Below are 16098 nucleotides of genomic sequence, written 5' to 3' on the forward strand. Positions count from 1 at the left end.
TAGGTTGACGCTGCCTCATGCCGGCGGTCGCTGCTCCCGCCCGTAACTGGGAAGAGCGGAATTCGTATGTCGCCATTGTCTCGGCTGGATGCCGCCTTTCATATGGTGCGATCGCACCATAGTCTTGGCCGCCGACAGGGGCGCGAATCTTCGCCGTATTCCCGGCACTCGGGCAGAGCCGGCCTTATCCGGCGTTGCGCTGCGCCTGCCGGCCGGCGCCGACCCAGCGCTCGACCTTCTCGAGCAACGCCCGGGGACTGATCGGCTTGGGCAGATAGTCGTCCATGCCTGCCTCCAGGCAGCGCTCGCGGTCGCCCTTCAGCGCATGCGCGGTGACGCCGACGATCGGCACATGCGTGCCGGTTTCTTCCTCCAGCCGGCGAATGGCGGCGGTTGCTTCGAGACCGTTCATCTCCGGCATGGAGACATCCATCAGGATCATGCACGGGTTGAGCCGGCCAAAGGCGTCGAGCGCCTTGCGGCCATTGCCGACGATCTCGAAACCATAACCGGTCTCGCCGAGGATCTGGGTGAACACCATCTGGTTCACCTCATTGTCCTCGGCCACCAGGATATCCAGCCTGTCGCCGCCAGCCGCCACCGGTGGCCGGGGGCGAATCGAAGGCGGCTGCAGCAGCGCCCGCTGTTCGGACGGTGCCGAGGGCTGCGGCCGCGCAACATTGCCTGGAGTGGCGTCGGCCGCGAGCGGCTGCGTGTCGCCAGTATTGTGGCGATGCCGCTGGATGGTGGCGACCAGCGTTTCCAGCAGCACCGAAGAGCGCGCCGGCTTGATCAGCTGGGCATCGATGCCGAGAGCGCGATAGCTGGTGTTGGCGAGCGACTGGTCGACCGAGGTCAGCATGATGATCGGCGTGCCGGCAAGACCGGCGGTGTTGCGCACGATCCGCGCCATTTCGGCGCCGCTCATTTCAGGCATCTGGTAGTCGAGCACGACGCAGTCGACCGGCACGCCATAGGCCGCGGCGGCGATCAGCACCTTGAGGCCTTCGGCGCCGCTTTCGGCCGCGCAGGAATCGAACGTCCACGATGTCATCTGTTCGGTCAGGATCGCCCGATTGACGGCATTGTCGTCGACGATCAGCACACGCGCACCGGTCACGTCGATCGGCATGATGCGCTGTCCGTTCTGCTGTCCGGCCCTCGGCAGCGTCACCGAGAACCAGAAAGTCGAGCCCTTGCCTTCCGCACTTTCGACCCCGATATCGCCGCCCATCAGCTCGACGAGCCGCGAGGTGATGGCGAGGCCGAGACCGGTCCCCTCGTGTCGCCTCGTCGAAGAGGTGTCGACCTGGCTGAATTTCTCGAACACCAGTTTCAGTTTTTCCTCGGGGATACCGATACCGGTATCGGTGACCGAGATCGTCAGCTTCGTTCCGGTTGGAACGCTCTCGCCGGTGACGTCGACCAGCACATGGCCTTCATCGGTGAATTTCACCGCGTTGCCGAGCAGGTTGGTGACGATCTGCCTGATACGGCCGACATCGCCGACGAACAGGCTCTCGAGCCGAGGCTCGACACGAACGATCAGCTCGAGGTCCTTTTCCTTGGCCCGTGTGGACACCAGCGTCGCTACATCCTCGATCGCCTCGGCCAGATTGAAGGGCGCCGGATCGAGCACCAGCTGACCGGCATCGATCTTTGAGAAGTCCAGGATGTCGTTGATGATGGTGAGCAGCGCATTGCCCGATTTCACGATGATGTCGGTAAACGTCTTCTGCTTCGGGTCGAGGTCCGATTTGGCCAGCAGTTCGGCCATGCCGAGCACGCCGTTCATCGGCGTGCGGATCTCATGGCTCATATTGGCGAGGAATTCCGACTTGGCGCGGTCGGCGAGCACGGCGCGCTGACGCGCCTCGCGCAGTTCGGCCTCTCGCATCTTCAGCTCGGTGATGTCGGTGGTCGAGCCGATCAAATAGAGCGAGCCGTCGGAGGCGATCATCGCGCCCTTGCGGGCGAATTGATGCCTGACGCTGCCGTCGGCCAACGTCACCGTCTCTTCGACCTCCTGGGTTTCGCCGGTGCGCAGCACGGCGAGGTCGCCATTGACGAAAGCCTCGCCATCCGGCCCGAAAATCTCGATGTCGGTCTTGCCGATAGCCTCTTCCTTGCGGAAGCCCGTGAGATCGCACCAGCCCTTGTTGACATAGAACTGCCGGAGATCGGAGCGCTTGGCGTAGATCGATACCGGCACGTTGTCGATCAGGCTGCGGAACACCTCGTTCTCGCGCATGCTTTCTTCCAGCGCACGCTCGCGCGCCTTGACGTCGGTGATGTCGGTGCTCGAACCGACCAGATGCACCGACCCGTCCAGCGTCACCAGGCGGCTCTTGCGCGTCATCAACTGCCGAACCGTACCGTCGCGATGGGTGACGGGTTCCTCGACCTCCTTGACGGCGCCCGTCACGGCGACTTGCGTGTCGTCATGGCTGTAGCCATCGGCGTCCTGCGCACCGAACAACTGCCGGTCGGTGCGGCCGATGACATCCTCCTTGGCCAAGCCGGTGATCGCGCACCAGGCCTTGTTGACGAATTCGATGCTCAGGTCCTGCGCCTTGATGAAGGCGGCCACCGGCAACTCGTCCATCACGTGCCGGAACAGGTCGATCTGGCGCATCGAATCGCGCAATGCCGCCTCGCGGCTCTTGATCTCGGAGATGTCGACGCGAACACCGATGAAGGTGCCATCATCGGTCCGCATGTCGTAGACCTGGTGCCAGCGGCCGTCGGGGTTATGACGCTCGTAGCAGGAATTGGGCAAGCGGTAGCGGGCGAGGATCGCATCCAGCCAGCGGTCATGGTCGCTGTCGTAGAGCTGGTCGACTTGTGGATCGCCGCTGTTGCGGAAATAGCCGTTCGCATGGCCCAGAACGAGTGCCTCGCGGAATGTGCAGCCGGGCTGCCATGCCGGCTTCAAGGCCGGCAGCGTATCCTGGATCTTGCGGTTGGCGAACACGAACCTGTCGTCGCTATCGTAGATGATCACGGCGGCCGGCAAGGATTCCAGCACGCTGGCGAGATGCTTGCGCGCATCCTGCGCCTCGGTCTCGCGGCGCTTCATGTCGGAAATGTCGAACAGGAAGCCGGCAACATAGTCGCGGCCGCTGGCCATGCCGACGCGGCTCTTCCTCACGATGCGCGATCGGCTGGCGCCATCGGCCTCGAAATTCTCTTCCACTTCGTACGGCCGCCCGGTCGCAAGGACCTCACCTTCGCTCTGCTCGAAAAGCGCGACAGCGTTCGCCGGGAGGAAATCGCCGCCGGGCTTGCCGAGCATGGCTTGCGGCGTCTGGCCAAACAGAGCGGCGAACGCCTCGTTGACGAAGACGAAGCGCAGATGGTCGTCCTTGACGAAGATCGGATCCTTGACGGCGTTGATCACCGCCTCCGCCAGCCGCGCCCTCTCCAGCGCGTCGGCAAGTTCGGCCTCCCGGTCCTTCATGTCGGTGACGTCGACATAGGAGATCAGCCGCTTGCCGCCGGCCAGCGGCGCCATCGACGAGATCAGGGTGCGGCCGTCATTGCGCGGGAACTGCCGCGAGGCGGCGATCCCGGCCCTGATTTCCGCCTCGCGCTCTGCCACATGCCGCTGCCATGATGCATCGTCGGCACCAAACGGATCGATGTCGCGGCTGGCGTCCATCAGATCGCGGAAGCTGCAGCCGATCTCGGCGCGCCGGGCGTCGATCTGCCAGAAATCATAGAAAGCACGGTTGATGATCTCCGCGCGCATATCGGCGTCGAGGACGAGGACACCGATCGGCATCTGGTCGACCATGGTGCGGAGACTGACGAAGGTCTCGGCGATCTTGGCGTTCGCGCTTTTGATCTCCGCATCGCGTTGCTTGATCTCGGTGACCTCATAATAGGTCAACAGCCGCTTGCCGCCTGACAGCGCCGTCACCGAGAACATCATCGTCCTGCCGTTGGCATGGACAAATTCGCGCGGCGCGACGGATCCGGCGCGAATCTCGTCGAGACGAGTGGCAAGGTAGCGCTGCCATTGCCGTTCGTCGATGTCGCCATAGATGCCGCTGCGGCGGTTGAGCTCCATCAACAGGCTGAACGGAGCGCCGACGCTAACAGCGCCGTCCGGAATCCTCGAGAGGTCGCGATAGGCCTTGTTGATGATCAGCGTGTCGAGCCTGGCATCGAGAAGCACGACGCCCATATGCATGGCGTCCATCGTCCGCTCGAGGTCAGCCAGATGCTGGTCGGGCTCGCCGTCGGCCGATGGTCCCGGCCCCGGACCTTTGAAGGCGTCCGCCAGTGCCGTGACGTTGCGGCCGATGCCGCGATAACCGGCAAATCTTCCTTCGTCGTCGAACTTCGGAAAGCCTGACGTCAAGACCCAGCGACAGTCGGCGTTGCCACCCTTGAGTTCGTAGACGAAGTCGCGAAAAGGCCGGTGCGACTGCAGATCCTCCAGATGCGCGGCGCCACTGCGATCGCCGTTCAGGACCTGGTTGAGGAAGTCGAAGCGGAACCGGCCAAGCACGTTTGCCGGATCGATGCCGGTGGCTGCCTGGTAATTTTGCGAAAGCCAGGAGAAGCGAAGTTCGGCGTCGGTCTCCCAGACCCAGTCGGAACCGGCTTCAACGAGTTGGCGAAGCGCATCGTTCGAATCCATGCAAGAGGCGGACGATGATGCATCATCGCCATGCGCAGTGGATCTGCGGGGCCCGCGCTTGCCGCGCGCGCCGATTGTTTGGTTCGCTTCCGCCATGCCGTCCCCACCCCGAAAACCAAGGCCGAACCCTCCTCCGCGGTTCGTCGGCGGAATGTGCCCGAGAAGCATTAAGGATCCGCTAACCTTAACGGTTGGTCAGACAGGGTTGGGCGGCAGGGTCTGCTTCATTCCGCCCGGTTGTCGGCAGGGTCGAACCCGCTATATAAGCAACGGCAGGGGTATTGCTGATGCTTGGACGGATTGTGCCTTTTTTCATGGGGCTGGCGCTGCTTTTCGGCGGCGGTTGCTCGCGCAGTTATGACGGCACGGTCGTCATCCCGAGGCCGCTCGATGTCCGGCGCTTCTGGGACCGGCCGCCACCGAATGTCGACTATGGGCAAGCCGAGGTCGAAAACGGCGCTTTTCCGGTGGCGCCGCAGCCGCCCCGGCGTTTTTCCGAGCGCAAGGTCAGCCATGCCGCGCCGAGACGGCACCAGACGAGGTTGCCTGCGTCGGCGTCCCTATCGGCGCCGGCGAAATCGCTGACCTGCAGGAACGTCAGCGAGCCTGGCAAGAGAGCTCGCATGGTCTGCGATTAGATTGGAGCTTGGTCCTAAAAGCGGGATTCGATCAAACAAAACGCGATCCGCGGATAGCTCGGTTACCCGGCCTTCACAGGGAAGCAGCGCCTTTTTTCGGCTCCTTCGCTCCGAGCTTGTCGAGTGCAAGACGAACCTGACGCAGATCTTCCTGCCAACCGTCATCGTCGTCCATTGGACCCTCCGAGGCAGCCCGCTGCAACCCACGCGCCTCGGATTCGATCTCGCGCAGTTCGGCGATTTTCTGTTCGGTGGTCAGCGAGTCGTCTTCGACGATCTCCAGCACCCGCATTTCCCTGAACGTGGCCACGGCGTTCCTCCCGGCTGATGTCGATCACAACGCCGTGAGTGCCCCTCTGTTCCAGAGGGATCGCGCAACCGCATCGCAGCACGCACGCCGCCACCGGTGATCGCCGATCGGGGAAGACCGGCGATCATTCGGCCGGGAAAAATGCCGGGCCGACCACGCGCACCGGCCGCTCGCCGGCCTCGATCGAAAGGTGCTGGGCCGCACCTGGGGCTTCGGCATCGATCCCGGCGACGGCCGCAACCGTGGCGAGATCCGGCTTCGCCGTCGGCAGCGGAATAATGGCGTTGCGCATGTTGGCGGGCGTCACGGTCCTGGCTCGCAGTTCGGTGACCCGCTGGTAGTAGCGCTTGACGTCGCATGCCTTGAAATTCGCATCATCGCGATATCTGAAGGCTGCCGGCAGCTCGGTATAGGGTTTGCGCGTGTCGAGTGCGGTCATCTGGTCGGTTTCGAGGCTGGCGTCGCTCAACGTGTAGAGGTCGACGCCGGGGTCATCGCAGATGTAACGGCATTGATCGACCGTCTCCTTAAGATCGCCACTGGCGGCGAACTGCGACTTTGGCGCCGGGAAGAAATACCCGTCCGACAGACGCACGCAAAACAGCATCGCATTGCCGGCGAACGTGGTGGTCGCCGATTGGGTGCTGGGCGCGGCGCGCACAGGCCGTTGCTTTGCCGAAGGCGCACAGCCAAGCGCGACGAGGCGCGCCTGCAGGCCCGCTGTGTCGCGGCCCGAATTCCCGGCGGCAGCGATCCGGCGCTGCACATCCGAGCGGCTCCTGGCGAGATCGGCGCAGGCGTTGAAGAGACCACCAAGCGAACTTTTCGCCGTGCACTGGCGCTGTCTCTCGATAGTCTGGATGGCTGCAAGTTGCCGGCGCAACTGGGCAAGCTCCGGGCTCGCCCCGCCGCTGCGGCCAGCCGAAAGCAACTGGCTTCTGATCGCGCCGCAGCTGTCCGCGTAGGACGAAAGCGTACCGAACAAAACTGCCGCCAGCGAAATAAATACGATCACCATGGAAGGCCAGAAACGGATCATCGGGAAAACTTGGTCCTTTTTGCAGAGAACCTGGAATTCAGAGCCCATGACTTCAGCAAGCTTCAGATACATGAGTAATTTCTAATAATCTAAAGAGTTTCAACCTGAAGGACCTATTATCTATTGTACTACGTCACCTCATGTAAATTCGATATTACATTTTTATTTCAAGATTGAGACGAACCTCGAAAGAAAGCGCAAGCCTGATCATGGCCGAGGATTTGCAACGCAACGGACCGAGATCAATGCGCCATTATCGCCAGGCGTTCGAAACCTTTGCCGGGCCTTCCGCGTTGAAGGACCAAAGGGAGATTGCAGATGTCGATCCACTTCACCGTCTCGGACCTGACAAGAAACCTGTTTCACTCGCTGGGGCTGGACCAGCGCGCGCCAAGGCCACTCAATCCCGAGCAGAGCCTGTTGCTGGAGTGCTATCTGGCCGGCCAGGTTCCTGAATCAGCCTGGAGCGACTACGTCTTCGAGACGCCCGATCTTGCCCGGCATGCCGAGGCAAGGCGCAGTCACCACTGAGCGGCAGCGCCTATTTTGGAGAAGCGAATTGCAATGTGAACACGTTGCCGGCGATCCCTTGCGCCAGCTTCGCTGAGAAGGTCAGGGGCAGACAATTCTGCAGGGCGGTTGTCGCGGCGTCGACAAACGATTTCTTCGCCTTGGCATCGCCTTCCACCTTGATGGCTGTCGGCCTCGGTGGGCCGATTAGCGTGCCGTCCCGCTTGAAGCTGAAGCTCAAGGTGACGCTGGCGGTTCCGGCATCCGCCGGCGGTGTCCAGCATGCCTGAATGGCGGTCCCGACATCATTCATTGTGTTCAATTCAGCCGCATTTGAAGGATGAACAGCACTCGCCAGCATCACACCCACAACCGCAACCCGCTTCGCAACGCTTTTCATCGCCAGCCCTCATTTCGCGCCTGACCGACAATCCATGCCGGACTGGATGGTAGGGCCAACGCCGGCGATGACAATATCTCTCTGCAAAAGTTGACGTCAGAAAAGCGACACTGGACGAGGCCTCCGTGCCAGATCGCACTTGGCGATGGCGTGCGAAAGCAAAAAGGCCGGCATTGCGCCGACCTTTCCTATCGCTACGACGTTCTGCGCCAGTACATCCGTGGTCGCGGGCCGAAAGCGAATTGCCCCGCAGTAGACAGGGCTTTGGTTAACGCATCCTTAACCTCAGGCCTTGGCCTGCGACTTCACATGGGCGATGTAGCCGCGCACGTCGCCGGCCGGCTCGCTATAGGCCTTGCCGAGCGTCTTCTCGATCGCCGCCACATAGTCCTTCGCCCATCGGGGCAGGGAATAGTCGATGACGGCCAGGAATTCGAGCGTCGCCGCCAGCCGGATATCGGCGATCGAAGGATGCTTGCCGCCGATGAACGGCTTGCCGTCCCTGAAGAAGCTGTGGAAGACCTCCAGCGGCTCGGCGATCGCGGCCATCGCCGCCTTCTGGGCCTCCGACTTCCTGTCGGGGTGCGCGTCGCTGTGGCCGACCTCGCCGGCATAATGCGGGAAGCCGAGCGCCGGGTAGGTGGCGCGCGCCACATAGGGGTAGAGCGTGCCGATCAGGTAGAACATGGCGCTGTCGACCATCGCCCGCTTGGCCGGCGCCTTCGGATAGAATTTCTCCAGCCCGTGCTTGTTGGCGAGATACTGCATGATGGCGCAGCTTTCCCACAGCACGCCTCTGGGGAGGCTCTTGTCCTCGATCATCGGTGTCAAATGGGCCGGGTTTCGCGCCATGAACTCCGGCGAACGGGTGTGGCCCCAGGCATCGGTCTCGGCATGGTCGAAACCGGCCGCGCGCGCAAACACCCGCACGGTCATGTTGTTGACGCTGGGCTTCAGCATGCTGAGCTTCAGCGCCGGCTTCTTGGCCGACTTGGCCTTGGCCCTGGGCGCGGCTTTTCCCGTCGCCTTTACCGCAGGCCTAGCGGCTGCCTTGGCTTTTGGCTTTGCCGCAGCTTTCGCCGCCGGCTTGGCGGCAGCTTTGGTCGCGGATTCCCCGGCAGTCTTCGTCGCTGTCTTGGCCATCTTATTCCTCCCTCTGGTCTGTTCAGTATGGGTTCTTCGCTGCCCGGTCCTCCGACAAGGTTGCGCGGGAACGCTCGACGAGCGCCTGGATCGCATCGGCGAGATGCACTTCGGCGATGTTGTAGTCGCCGCGCGCGACCCGCAGCCTGTGCGCTTCCATCAGCACATCGGCATGGGTGAAGCCCGCTGGCGGTTCGAAGCGGTAGGACGCCAACTCGACCAGCAGACCGAGCGGATCCTCGAAATAGATCGAATCCATGAAACCGCGATCCTTCACGCCGCTGTGCTTGATGCCGCGCTCGTCAAGCCGGGCGACCGCCTGCAGGAAGGTGACGCGCGACACCGAAAAGGCAATGTGGTGGACACAGCCCGGATCGGTCGGCGTGCGCCGCTTCTCTGGTGTGCGGCTCTCGTCGGTGAAGATGGTGACCAGCCGGCCGTCGCCAGGATCGAAATAGAGGTGGCTTTCCCTCGGCTTGTCGAGATTGGGCTGTTCGAAGATGAACGGCATGCCGAGCACGCCTTCACAGAAATCGATAGAGGTCTGGCGCCCGGCGCCGACCAGCGTGATGTGATGGACGCCCTGCGATTGCAGCTTCTGCATTGGCCTTCCTCCCCACGGCATCAACTGGCCGTCCGGGCAGCGCGGCGTTCTGCGCGCCGCTGGAGCCGTATCTCAGGATCCGTGACGTGATGCTAATGCAAACAGCCTCGCGGCGCCAGAAGCGACGACGCGGCGACGCAACGGGAAAAAGCCGACTGATTGAGAGCGCCGTCCGCACTCCCGATGCCCGACATCGGAAGCACGTACGCGCTACGCTCTTGGAGGCTGAGATCGACGAATCCGGCCGGTGGCGACCGAATTGATGTACCGACTTACGAGCCGCTGCTGTTGACCGTAGTGCCGACGTTCGTGAATATCCCGTTGAGCGAATTGCCAAGCGCCCCGGCGCCGGTGATGATTGCCAGCGCGATAAGAGCCGCGATCAAGCCATACTCGATCGCGGTCGCGCCAGGCTCGTCCCAAGCGAAACGATAGGCTATTTTCTGCATCTCAACCTCCTGCAGATACTAAAGCGACAACTAATATATCGCCGTGAGCTGCGGGGCGTTAAGGTTCTCGGTTTCGGGTCCGTTAACATTTGCCAGACGACTGAAATGAAGGCCGGAGTGGTTGGTGCCACTGGGATCTTCAAGATTGCGGCTACCTGTGCAGAGCGGGTTTTCCGAACGCCGCAGTATCGACGGTCGCCGACTTCAGAAACGAAATCGACGGCATCCTGTAATTTGTCGGAAAACTTGGTACGCCCAAGGGGAATCGAACCCCTGTTCCCGCCGTGAGAGGGCGGTGTCCTGACCGCTAGACGATGGGCGCGTTCAAGAACCGGCGATATAGGCTGAGCGCTGGGAAAAAGCAACTGGGGTTAGGCCGCTTTCCCTTGCCGAGGAAAAGCCGGCCGTCAGCCTATCGTTTCGGCTCGATCAGATCCCAGAGATTGCCATGCAGATCGGCGAAAACAGCCACCGTGCCATAGGGCTCGAAGCGCGGTGCTTCGCGGAATTCGACGCCCTTCTCCAGCATCGCCGCGTGGTCGCGTGCAAAGTCGTCGGTTTCCAGGAACAGGAAGACACGCCCGCCGGTCTGGTTGCCGATGCTTTTGCTCTGTGCCTCGTCGGAAGCCTCGGCCAGAAGCAGCCTGACGCCCTGCCCGTTGGCCGGCGCCACTGTGACCCAGCGCTTGCCGCCGCCGAGATCGACATCCTCGACGAGCAGGAAGCCCAACTGCTCGACATACCAGGCAATCGCCTCGTCATAGCTGGCGACAACCAGGGCGACGGTCGCGACGCGGCGATGTTCGGCGAACCCGCTCATGCCTGTGGCCAACTCATTGGTTGCTACCGCTCATTTGTTGCGGATCGCAAAACGGCCGATCAGGCGGCGCTCAGTGATATCGTAGACGAAGATCGTGCGGCTGCCGTCGCCAAGCTCGGCATCGATCGAGACACGATTGCCGGACAGCGACTGGCTGACCACCTTGGCCCCGACCGGCAGCACGATGTCGCCGCTGACCGGTTCGCCGGCGGGTGTCTGGATATCGCCGGCCAGCGGCGGGTTCGCCGGCGGTGCATTGCGCGCTTTGTAGACAAGGGCGCCGATCACCACCATAAGGGCGAGGAACAGCAGGCCGAGATTGATCCCGACGAAGCGGACGAGTTTCCTGCGCACTTTTTCGACCTCCGGGTCGAGCGGCTTATCCTGGTCTTCTTCGGTGATCGGGCTGGCCATGGCGAAACAGTTCCGGAACGGTTTTTCAATGAGCGCTCATAGCGAACAGGCCCCTGAATTGATAGAGGCGGAACCGACCGTGCTGGTGGCAGGCGCGGATGCGGCCGGCCTGCGCCTCGACCAGTGGCTGGCCGCAAGCCTTGGCCCGGACATGTCGCGCAGCCGCGTGCAGATGCTGATCAGGCAGGGCGCAGTCTCGGTCGACGGCAAGCCTGTCGACGAGACCAAGCGCAAGATGGCGCCGGGCGAAAGCGTGTCGGTTACCATGCCGGAGCCGGAGCCGGCGGAGCCGCAGGGCGAGAACATCGCGCTCGATGTGCTCTATGAGGACGACGATCTGATCGTCATCAACAAGCCGGCGGGGCTTGTCGTTCATCCCGGTGCCGGCAACTGGACCGGCACGCTGGTCAATGCGCTGATCCATCATTGCGGCGACAGCCTTTCCGGCATCGGCGGCGTGCGGCGGCCAGGCATCGTCCACCGCCTCGACAAGGAGACCAGCGGCGTCATGGTCGTCGCCAAGACCGACCGCGCCCACAAGTCGCTGTCCGAAGCCTTCGCCGATCACGGCCTGACCGGCGACTTGGAGCGCGCCTATCTGGCGCTGGTCTGGGACATACCGCAGAGGCCGACCGGAAGGGTCGACGCGCCGCTCGGCCGCGCCGCCGACCGCGTGCGCCGTGCCGTGGTGCCGGAAGGACGCGACGACGCCCGCCATGCGGTCACCCATTTTGCCGTGCAGGAGCGCTTCGGCGTCGATCAGCAGGAATTCGCCACCGCCAGCCTGGTCGAATGCCGGCTGGAGACCGGCCGCACCCACCAGATCCGTGTCCATATGGCGCATATCGGCCATCCGGTGGTCGGCGACCCCGATTATGGGCAGGCCTTCCGCACCAAGGCCAACCGGCTGCCCGAACCGCTGAAAAGTCAGGTCAAGGCATTTCCCCGGCAAGCTTTGCATGCCTGGCTCCTTGCATTTCGGCACCCCACTACCCATCTAACGATGAGGTTCGAGGCGCCGTTACCGAGGGACATGGAGGAACTCGTCGGCGGCTTCCGCAAACTCTGAACCCGTCACCGACAGCCATCAAAAACCTGACTGACATTGTTCACTTCACCGTGACACACTGTTTCGTGTTGAACAAATGCCTGTCTTTTCTGGTTTTGTTCCTGTATAAGATCTGATGTCGCGGGCGAGCCTTTTGGTGCTCGCGTCACATGCCCGCCGCGTTTCGGGGGCATCACTCCAATAGAGAGGGGGCGCTATCATGGCCCAGTCACTACCCAGTATCGTTTCCGGCGAAGGCGGCCTCAGCCGCTACCTGGAAGAAATCCGCCGCTTTCCCATGCTGCAGCCGCAGGAAGAGTACATGCTCGCCAAGCGTTACGCCGAGCATGAAGACACCTCCGCTGCGCACAAGCTCGTCACCAGCCACCTCAGACTCGTCGCCAAGATCGCCATGGGCTATCGCGGCTATGGCCTGCCGATTGGTGAAGTGATCTCGGAAGGCAATGTCGGCCTGATGCAGGCCGTCAAGAAATTCGAACCCGAGCGTGGCTTCCGCCTCGCGACCTATGCCATGTGGTGGATCAAGGCCTCGATCCAGGAGTACATCCTGCGCTCGTGGAGCCTGGTCAAGATGGGCACGACCGCCAATCAGAAGCGCCTGTTCTTCAACCTGCGCAAGGTGAAGGGCAAGATCCAGGCGCTGGACGACGGCGACTTGAAGCCCGACCAGATCGCCGAGATCGCCACCAGGCTGAACGTTTCCGAAGCCGAGGTGGTGTCGATGAACCGCCGCCTGTCGGGCGACGCCTCGCTCAATGCCCCGATCCGGGCGAGCGAAGGTGAGTCCGGCGAGTGGCAGGACTGGCTGGTCGACGACCACGAAAGCCAGGAAGAGATGCTGATCGAGCAGGACGAGCTGGAAAACCGGCGCGGCATGCTGTCGGGCGCTCTTGCCGTGCTTAACGAGCGCGAGCGGCGCATCTTCGAGGCTCGTCGCCTCGCCGAGGAGCCGCTGACGCTGGAAGAGCTTTCGTCCGAGTTCGACATCAGCCGCGAGCGCGTGCGCCAGATCGAGGTGCGCGCCTTCGAGAAGGTGCAGGATGCGGTCAAGGCCGCCGCCAAGCGCCAGACCCAGGCGCTGCGTACGATTGAGGCACAGCCCGCGGCTTAAAGCCGGCTAAGGCAACAAAAATCAAGGCGGCGCCAGGAAACTGGCGCCGCCTTTTTTGTAGCGGACTGCAATGGTGGTTGGCGAAAGCGAAGGCGACATCCGATCTCCCCCCTTGCGGGGGAGATGTCCGGCAGGACAGAGGGGGGTGTGAAGGATCGCTACTTTTCGGCGTCAGTCACCCAACCGAAAGACTGAAGGCACAGCCACAATTAACTGACAGGTTGGCGGGACAGCACCCCCCTCTGCCCTGCCGGGCATCTCCCCCGCAAGGGGCGAGATTGGCAACTTCGCCAACAGCCCCTCAAAGCCCGTCCAGCGGAAACTTCAGGTACCGCCGGCCATTGGCTTCGGGTTCGGGCAGCCTCCCGCCATTCATGTTGACCTGCAGCGCATGCAGGATGAGCCTTGGCATCGGCAGCGTCCTGTCGCGCGCCTCGCGCAGGGCGATAAACTCGGCCTCGCTGCGGGCGGCGGCGAGATGGGTGTTGGTTGCCTTCTGTATGGCGACCGTGCTTTCCCACAAAGGTTCGCGGCCGCCGGCCTGATAGTCATGGCCGACGAACACCCGCGTCTCGTCCGGCAACGCCAGTATGTCCTGGATCGAGCGCCAGAGCCGCGCGGCACTGCCGCCGGGAAAGTCCGTCCTCGCTGTGCCGCTGTCGGGCATGAACAGCGTGTCGTGGACGAAGGCGGCATCGCCGATCACATAGGTGACCGAGGCCAGCGTATGGCCAGGCGAGAACAGCACCTTGACCGGAAGCGTGCCGACCTTGAAGGTTTCACCTTCACCAAACAGCCTGTCCCACTGCGAACCGTCGGCGGGAAAATCCGGCCAGTTGTAGATCGCCTTCCACAAATTCTGGACGTCGACGACCCTGTCGCCGATCGCTGTCGGCGCTCCGGTCTTCTCTCTCAAATAGTGCGCCGCCGAGAAATGATCGGCGTGCGGGTGCGTGTCGAGGATCCATTCGACGCTCAGCCCCTGCTCGCTGACGAAGTCGAGCAGGACATCGGCATTCGTCGTTGCCGTAGCACCTGATTTCTCGTCGAAATCAAGGATCGGATCGATGATCGCACAGCGCTTCGTCGCCTGGTCGGCGACGACATACTGGATGGCCCCGGTCGGCTTGTCATAGAAGCCGCTGACCTGCGGCTTGGCCAAAGCTACGTCCAATTCCGGCTTCCCCAACTCTCGGTCGCCAGGAAATGATTTGCTCTGACGACACCCGAGAGGAGCATGGTTGTCCGCTCGGGTGCGGCAGTCAAGTATCACTTGGCTCGCAAGGGCGAGAAGGCCAAAGATCGCTCCGAAGCGCCTGGGATCAGGCCGATGGCTGCTTGGTCTTCCGCAGATAGGGCAAAATGGTCTCGTAGGCGCCGAAGCGCTTGATCGCGTCTTCGTTGGAGACAGCAGCGGTGATGATAACGTCCTCGCCCTGCTTCCAATTCGCCGGTGTCGCCACCTGGTGCTTGGCGGTAAGCTGCATGGAATCGACCGCGCGCAGGATCTCATCGAAATTGCGCCCCGTGGTCATCGGGTAAGTCAGCACCAGCTTGATCTTCTTGTCAGGTCCGATGACGTAGACCGAGCGCACCGTGGCATTGTCGGCCGGCGTACGGCCCTCCGACGTCTCGCCGGCACCGCCCGGCAGCATGTCGTAGAGCTTGGCGACCTTGAGGTCCTTGTCGCCGATCAGCGGGTAGTTCACCGAATGACCGGTCGCCGTCTTGATGTCGTCCTGCCACTTGCCGTGACTTTCGACCGGATCGACCGAAATGCCGATGATCTTGACATTACGCTTCTTGAACTCGCCTTCGAGCCCCGCCATCGTGCCAAGCTCAGTCGTGCAGACCGGCGTGAAATTCTTCGGGTGACTGAACAGGATCGCCCAACCGTCACCGATCCAGTCATGGAATTTGATCGTCCCTTGCGTGGTCTCGGCGGTAAAATCCGGCGCAATGTCGTTGATACGAAGGCTCATGGTACATCTCCCCTGTAAACGGAACCGTCGGCAGCGAGGAACAGCACGCGGCAATCACGCCGACATCAAGCTGTCCCGCCCGGCATCGTTGCATCTTAGCGCAAAAATCGTGGCTGCAAGATAATATGAAACTCTTGTCGGCGGCAGGCGAGCATTTTTATGCTGCCGAATACGCTGCGCGCGTATGAGAGCCTGTTGGGCTGGACAGGAAAGGTTCCTGCCTCAGGTTTTGTTGACCGCCAGCGTCACAGCCAGGTCTTCCATGCGCTGTGCCAGCGCGCCGAGCGCGTTGGTCAGCACGCTATCGCTTTTGTCGGCCTTGGTCAGAGCCTCGTCGCGGGTCTTGCGCAGGGTCAGCACTTCGCTTTCCATGCCCTTGACGCGTTTCTGCAACTCCGAGAGTTCATCCATCACCATGATGCCGGCCATCACGGTCAGTCGCTGATCGCCGATCTCGCCGAACGAGTCCTTCAGGTGTGAAACATAGCGGTCGAAGCGTTCGGCAAGGTCGATCAGATGCTCTTCCTGGCCCTCGTCGCAGGCCATGCGATACTGCTTGCCGTCGATTGAAACCGTGACCTGTGCCATCGGGGCCAGCTCCTATCTGTCCAACACGGCGCGGATGGTTTCCATGGCGGTCACCAAACGTCGCGAGACTTCCTTGTTGGCATCTTCCAGCCGTTCGGCGCGCGCTTCGGAATTATCGAGTTCCTGCGCCAGCCGCGAGCGGTCGGCATTCATCCGCTGCACCTCGGCCTCGGCTTCGGAGTAGTCGCGTTCATGCTCGAGCTTGGCCGCGACGGCGTTTTCCAGCCCCTCGATGGCCTTGCCCAGCCTCGCGATGACTTCCTTGAGTGTGGCTTCCCCGGTCATGGCCTTCGTCCTGTGCCCTGCCCATCACCGAATCGTTCACGTTCAGAACGCGTTATCCCTGAAACATTAGGCACCGGGTGAAGGCAAC

The 16098-nt window shown here is 62.3% G+C and carries 17 protein-coding genes and 1 tRNA gene; 4 read left to right on the forward strand and 14 right to left on the reverse strand.

Annotation, left to right across the window (positions count from 1 at the left end; genetic code table 11):
• Window positions 1-184: 184 nt before the first annotated feature.
• Window positions 185-4744 (reverse strand): PAS domain-containing protein, encoded by a 4560-nt coding sequence (locus NKK51_RS21260; protein WP_352554493.1) that lies wholly within the window; start codon window positions 4742-4744, stop codon window positions 185-187.
• Window positions 4745-4935: 191 nt separating this feature from the next.
• Here NKK51_RS21260 and NKK51_RS21265 point away from each other — a divergent pair, with 191 nt between their 5' ends.
• Window positions 4936-5286, forward strand: a complete 351-nt coding sequence (locus NKK51_RS21265) for a hypothetical protein (protein ID WP_023810980.1) — start codon at window positions 4936-4938, stop codon at window positions 5284-5286.
• 73 nt (window positions 5287-5359) lie between these two features.
• Here NKK51_RS21265 and NKK51_RS21270 read toward each other — a convergent pair whose 3' ends face one another.
• On the reverse strand, window positions 5360-5596 hold the full coding sequence (locus NKK51_RS21270; RefSeq protein WP_013529265.1) for a hypothetical protein: 237 nt from the start codon (window positions 5594-5596) through the stop codon (window positions 5360-5362).
• A 124-nt stretch (window positions 5597-5720) separates the two neighbouring features.
• A complete protein-coding gene (locus NKK51_RS21275) occupies window positions 5721-6635 on the reverse strand; it encodes a DUF2865 domain-containing protein (RefSeq protein WP_352554494.1) in 915 nt (304 codons plus the stop codon).
• Window positions 6636-6953: 318 nt separating this feature from the next.
• On the opposite strand from NKK51_RS21275, the gene NKK51_RS21280 reads away from it, so the two are divergent.
• The gene (locus NKK51_RS21280) at window positions 6954-7166 is read left to right on the forward strand and encodes a hypothetical protein (RefSeq protein ID WP_023810978.1); all 213 of its coding nucleotides are present in this window, start codon (window positions 6954-6956) and stop codon (window positions 7164-7166) included.
• A gap of 10 nt (window positions 7167-7176) precedes the next feature.
• Here NKK51_RS21280 and tolA read toward each other — a convergent pair whose 3' ends face one another.
• The 7 genes from tolA to NKK51_RS21315 form a co-directional block, all read right to left on the reverse strand.
• Window positions 7177-7545: a cell envelope integrity protein TolA gene (gene tolA, locus NKK51_RS21285; protein ID WP_352554495.1), complete on the reverse strand. Its 369-nt coding sequence runs from the start codon at window positions 7543-7545 to the stop codon at window positions 7177-7179.
• Window positions 7546-7830: 285 nt separating this feature from the next.
• A complete protein-coding gene (locus NKK51_RS21290) occupies window positions 7831-8688 on the reverse strand; it encodes a glutathione S-transferase family protein (RefSeq protein WP_352554496.1) in 858 nt (285 codons plus the stop codon).
• Between the two features lie 22 nt (window positions 8689-8710).
• Window positions 8711-9292, reverse strand: a complete 582-nt coding sequence (locus tag NKK51_RS21295) for a VOC family protein (RefSeq protein WP_352554497.1) — start codon at window positions 9290-9292, stop codon at window positions 8711-8713.
• A 272-nt stretch (window positions 9293-9564) separates the two neighbouring features.
• Complete coding sequence (locus tag NKK51_RS21300) at window positions 9565-9741, reverse strand: Flp family type IVb pilin (protein ID WP_023810975.1); 177 nt, start codon at window positions 9739-9741, stop codon at window positions 9565-9567.
• Between the two features lie 247 nt (window positions 9742-9988).
• A tRNA-Glu gene (locus NKK51_RS21305) sits at window positions 9989-10063 on the reverse strand.
• A gap of 90 nt (window positions 10064-10153) precedes the next feature.
• On the reverse strand, window positions 10154-10561 hold the full coding sequence (locus NKK51_RS21310) for a VOC family protein (RefSeq protein ID WP_352554498.1): 408 nt from the start codon (window positions 10559-10561) through the stop codon (window positions 10154-10156).
• Between the two features lie 30 nt (window positions 10562-10591).
• Window positions 10592-10975, reverse strand: coding sequence for a fimbrial protein (locus NKK51_RS21315; RefSeq protein WP_352554499.1), 384 nt, complete (start codon window positions 10973-10975; stop codon window positions 10592-10594).
• Between the two features lie 28 nt (window positions 10976-11003).
• Here NKK51_RS21315 and NKK51_RS21320 point away from each other — a divergent pair, with 28 nt between their 5' ends.
• A complete protein-coding gene (locus tag NKK51_RS21320; RefSeq protein ID WP_352554500.1) occupies window positions 11004-12044 on the forward strand; it encodes an RluA family pseudouridine synthase in 1041 nt (346 codons plus the stop codon).
• A gap of 199 nt (window positions 12045-12243) precedes the next feature.
• Window positions 12244-13155 carry an RNA polymerase sigma factor RpoH gene (gene rpoH / locus NKK51_RS21325; protein ID WP_013529255.1) on the forward strand — a complete coding sequence of 304 codons (912 nt, stop codon included), beginning with the start codon at window positions 12244-12246 and terminating at the stop codon, window positions 13153-13155.
• 301 nt (window positions 13156-13456) lie between these two features.
• Here the strand turns inward: rpoH and NKK51_RS21330 are convergent, their stop codons facing one another.
• From NKK51_RS21330 to NKK51_RS21345, 4 genes are all read right to left on the reverse strand, one after another.
• Window positions 13457-14329, reverse strand: coding sequence for an MBL fold metallo-hydrolase (locus NKK51_RS21330; RefSeq protein WP_352554501.1), 873 nt, complete (start codon window positions 14327-14329; stop codon window positions 13457-13459).
• Window positions 14330-14477: 148 nt separating this feature from the next.
• Window positions 14478-15137: a peroxiredoxin gene (locus tag NKK51_RS21335; RefSeq protein ID WP_127260439.1), complete on the reverse strand. Its 660-nt coding sequence runs from the start codon at window positions 15135-15137 to the stop codon at window positions 14478-14480.
• A 222-nt stretch (window positions 15138-15359) separates the two neighbouring features.
• Window positions 15360-15725, reverse strand: a complete 366-nt coding sequence (locus NKK51_RS21340; RefSeq protein ID WP_128305871.1) for a cell division protein ZapA — start codon at window positions 15723-15725, stop codon at window positions 15360-15362.
• A gap of 12 nt (window positions 15726-15737) precedes the next feature.
• Window positions 15738-16010 (reverse strand): DUF4164 domain-containing protein, encoded by a 273-nt coding sequence (locus tag NKK51_RS21345; protein ID WP_013529251.1) that lies wholly within the window; start codon window positions 16008-16010, stop codon window positions 15738-15740.
• Window positions 16011-16098: the final 88 nt, after the last annotated feature.

Origin of the sequence: Mesorhizobium sp. M0011 (assembly GCF_040324155.1) — a bacterium.
Taxonomy (GTDB): domain Bacteria; phylum Pseudomonadota; class Alphaproteobacteria; order Rhizobiales; family Rhizobiaceae; genus Mesorhizobium.

What these genes read in the sequence shown, in the direction of transcription:
- NKK51_RS21335 (WP_127260439.1), bottom strand. Translation starts at nt 15,137, where the DNA reads ATGAGCCTTCGTATCAACGACATTGCGCCGGATTTTACCGCCGAGACC.
- NKK51_RS21320 (WP_352554500.1), top strand. Translation starts at nt 11,004, where the DNA reads ATGAGCGCTCATAGCGAACAGGCCCCTGAATTGATAGAGGCGGAACCG.
- NKK51_RS21280 (WP_023810978.1), top strand. Translation starts at nt 6,954, where the DNA reads ATGTCGATCCACTTCACCGTCTCGGACCTGACAAGAAACCTGTTTCAC.
- rpoH (WP_013529255.1), top strand. Translation starts at nt 12,244, where the DNA reads ATGGCCCAGTCACTACCCAGTATCGTTTCCGGCGAAGGCGGCCTCAGC.
- NKK51_RS21340 (WP_128305871.1), bottom strand. Translation starts at nt 15,725, where the DNA reads ATGGCACAGGTCACGGTTTCAATCGACGGCAAGCAGTATCGCATGGCC.
- tolA (WP_352554495.1), bottom strand. Translation starts at nt 7,545, where the DNA reads ATGAAAAGCGTTGCGAAGCGGGTTGCGGTTGTGGGTGTGATGCTGGCG.
- NKK51_RS21260 (WP_352554493.1), bottom strand. Translation starts at nt 4,744, where the DNA reads ATGGCGGAAGCGAACCAAACAATCGGCGCGCGCGGCAAGCGCGGGCCC.
- NKK51_RS21290 (WP_352554496.1), bottom strand. Translation starts at nt 8,688, where the DNA reads ATGGCCAAGACAGCGACGAAGACTGCCGGGGAATCCGCGACCAAAGCT.
- NKK51_RS21345 (WP_013529251.1), bottom strand. Translation starts at nt 16,010, where the DNA reads ATGACCGGGGAAGCCACACTCAAGGAAGTCATCGCGAGGCTGGGCAAG.
- NKK51_RS21295 (WP_352554497.1), bottom strand. Translation starts at nt 9,292, where the DNA reads ATGCAGAAGCTGCAATCGCAGGGCGTCCATCACATCACGCTGGTCGGC.
- NKK51_RS21275 (WP_352554494.1), bottom strand. Translation starts at nt 6,635, where the DNA reads ATGATCCGTTTCTGGCCTTCCATGGTGATCGTATTTATTTCGCTGGCG.
- NKK51_RS21310 (WP_352554498.1), bottom strand. Translation starts at nt 10,561, where the DNA reads ATGAGCGGGTTCGCCGAACATCGCCGCGTCGCGACCGTCGCCCTGGTT.
- NKK51_RS21300 (WP_023810975.1), bottom strand. Translation starts at nt 9,741, where the DNA reads ATGCAGAAAATAGCCTATCGTTTCGCTTGGGACGAGCCTGGCGCGACC.
- NKK51_RS21265 (WP_023810980.1), top strand. Translation starts at nt 4,936, where the DNA reads ATGCTTGGACGGATTGTGCCTTTTTTCATGGGGCTGGCGCTGCTTTTC.
- NKK51_RS21315 (WP_352554499.1), bottom strand. Translation starts at nt 10,975, where the DNA reads ATGGCCAGCCCGATCACCGAAGAAGACCAGGATAAGCCGCTCGACCCG.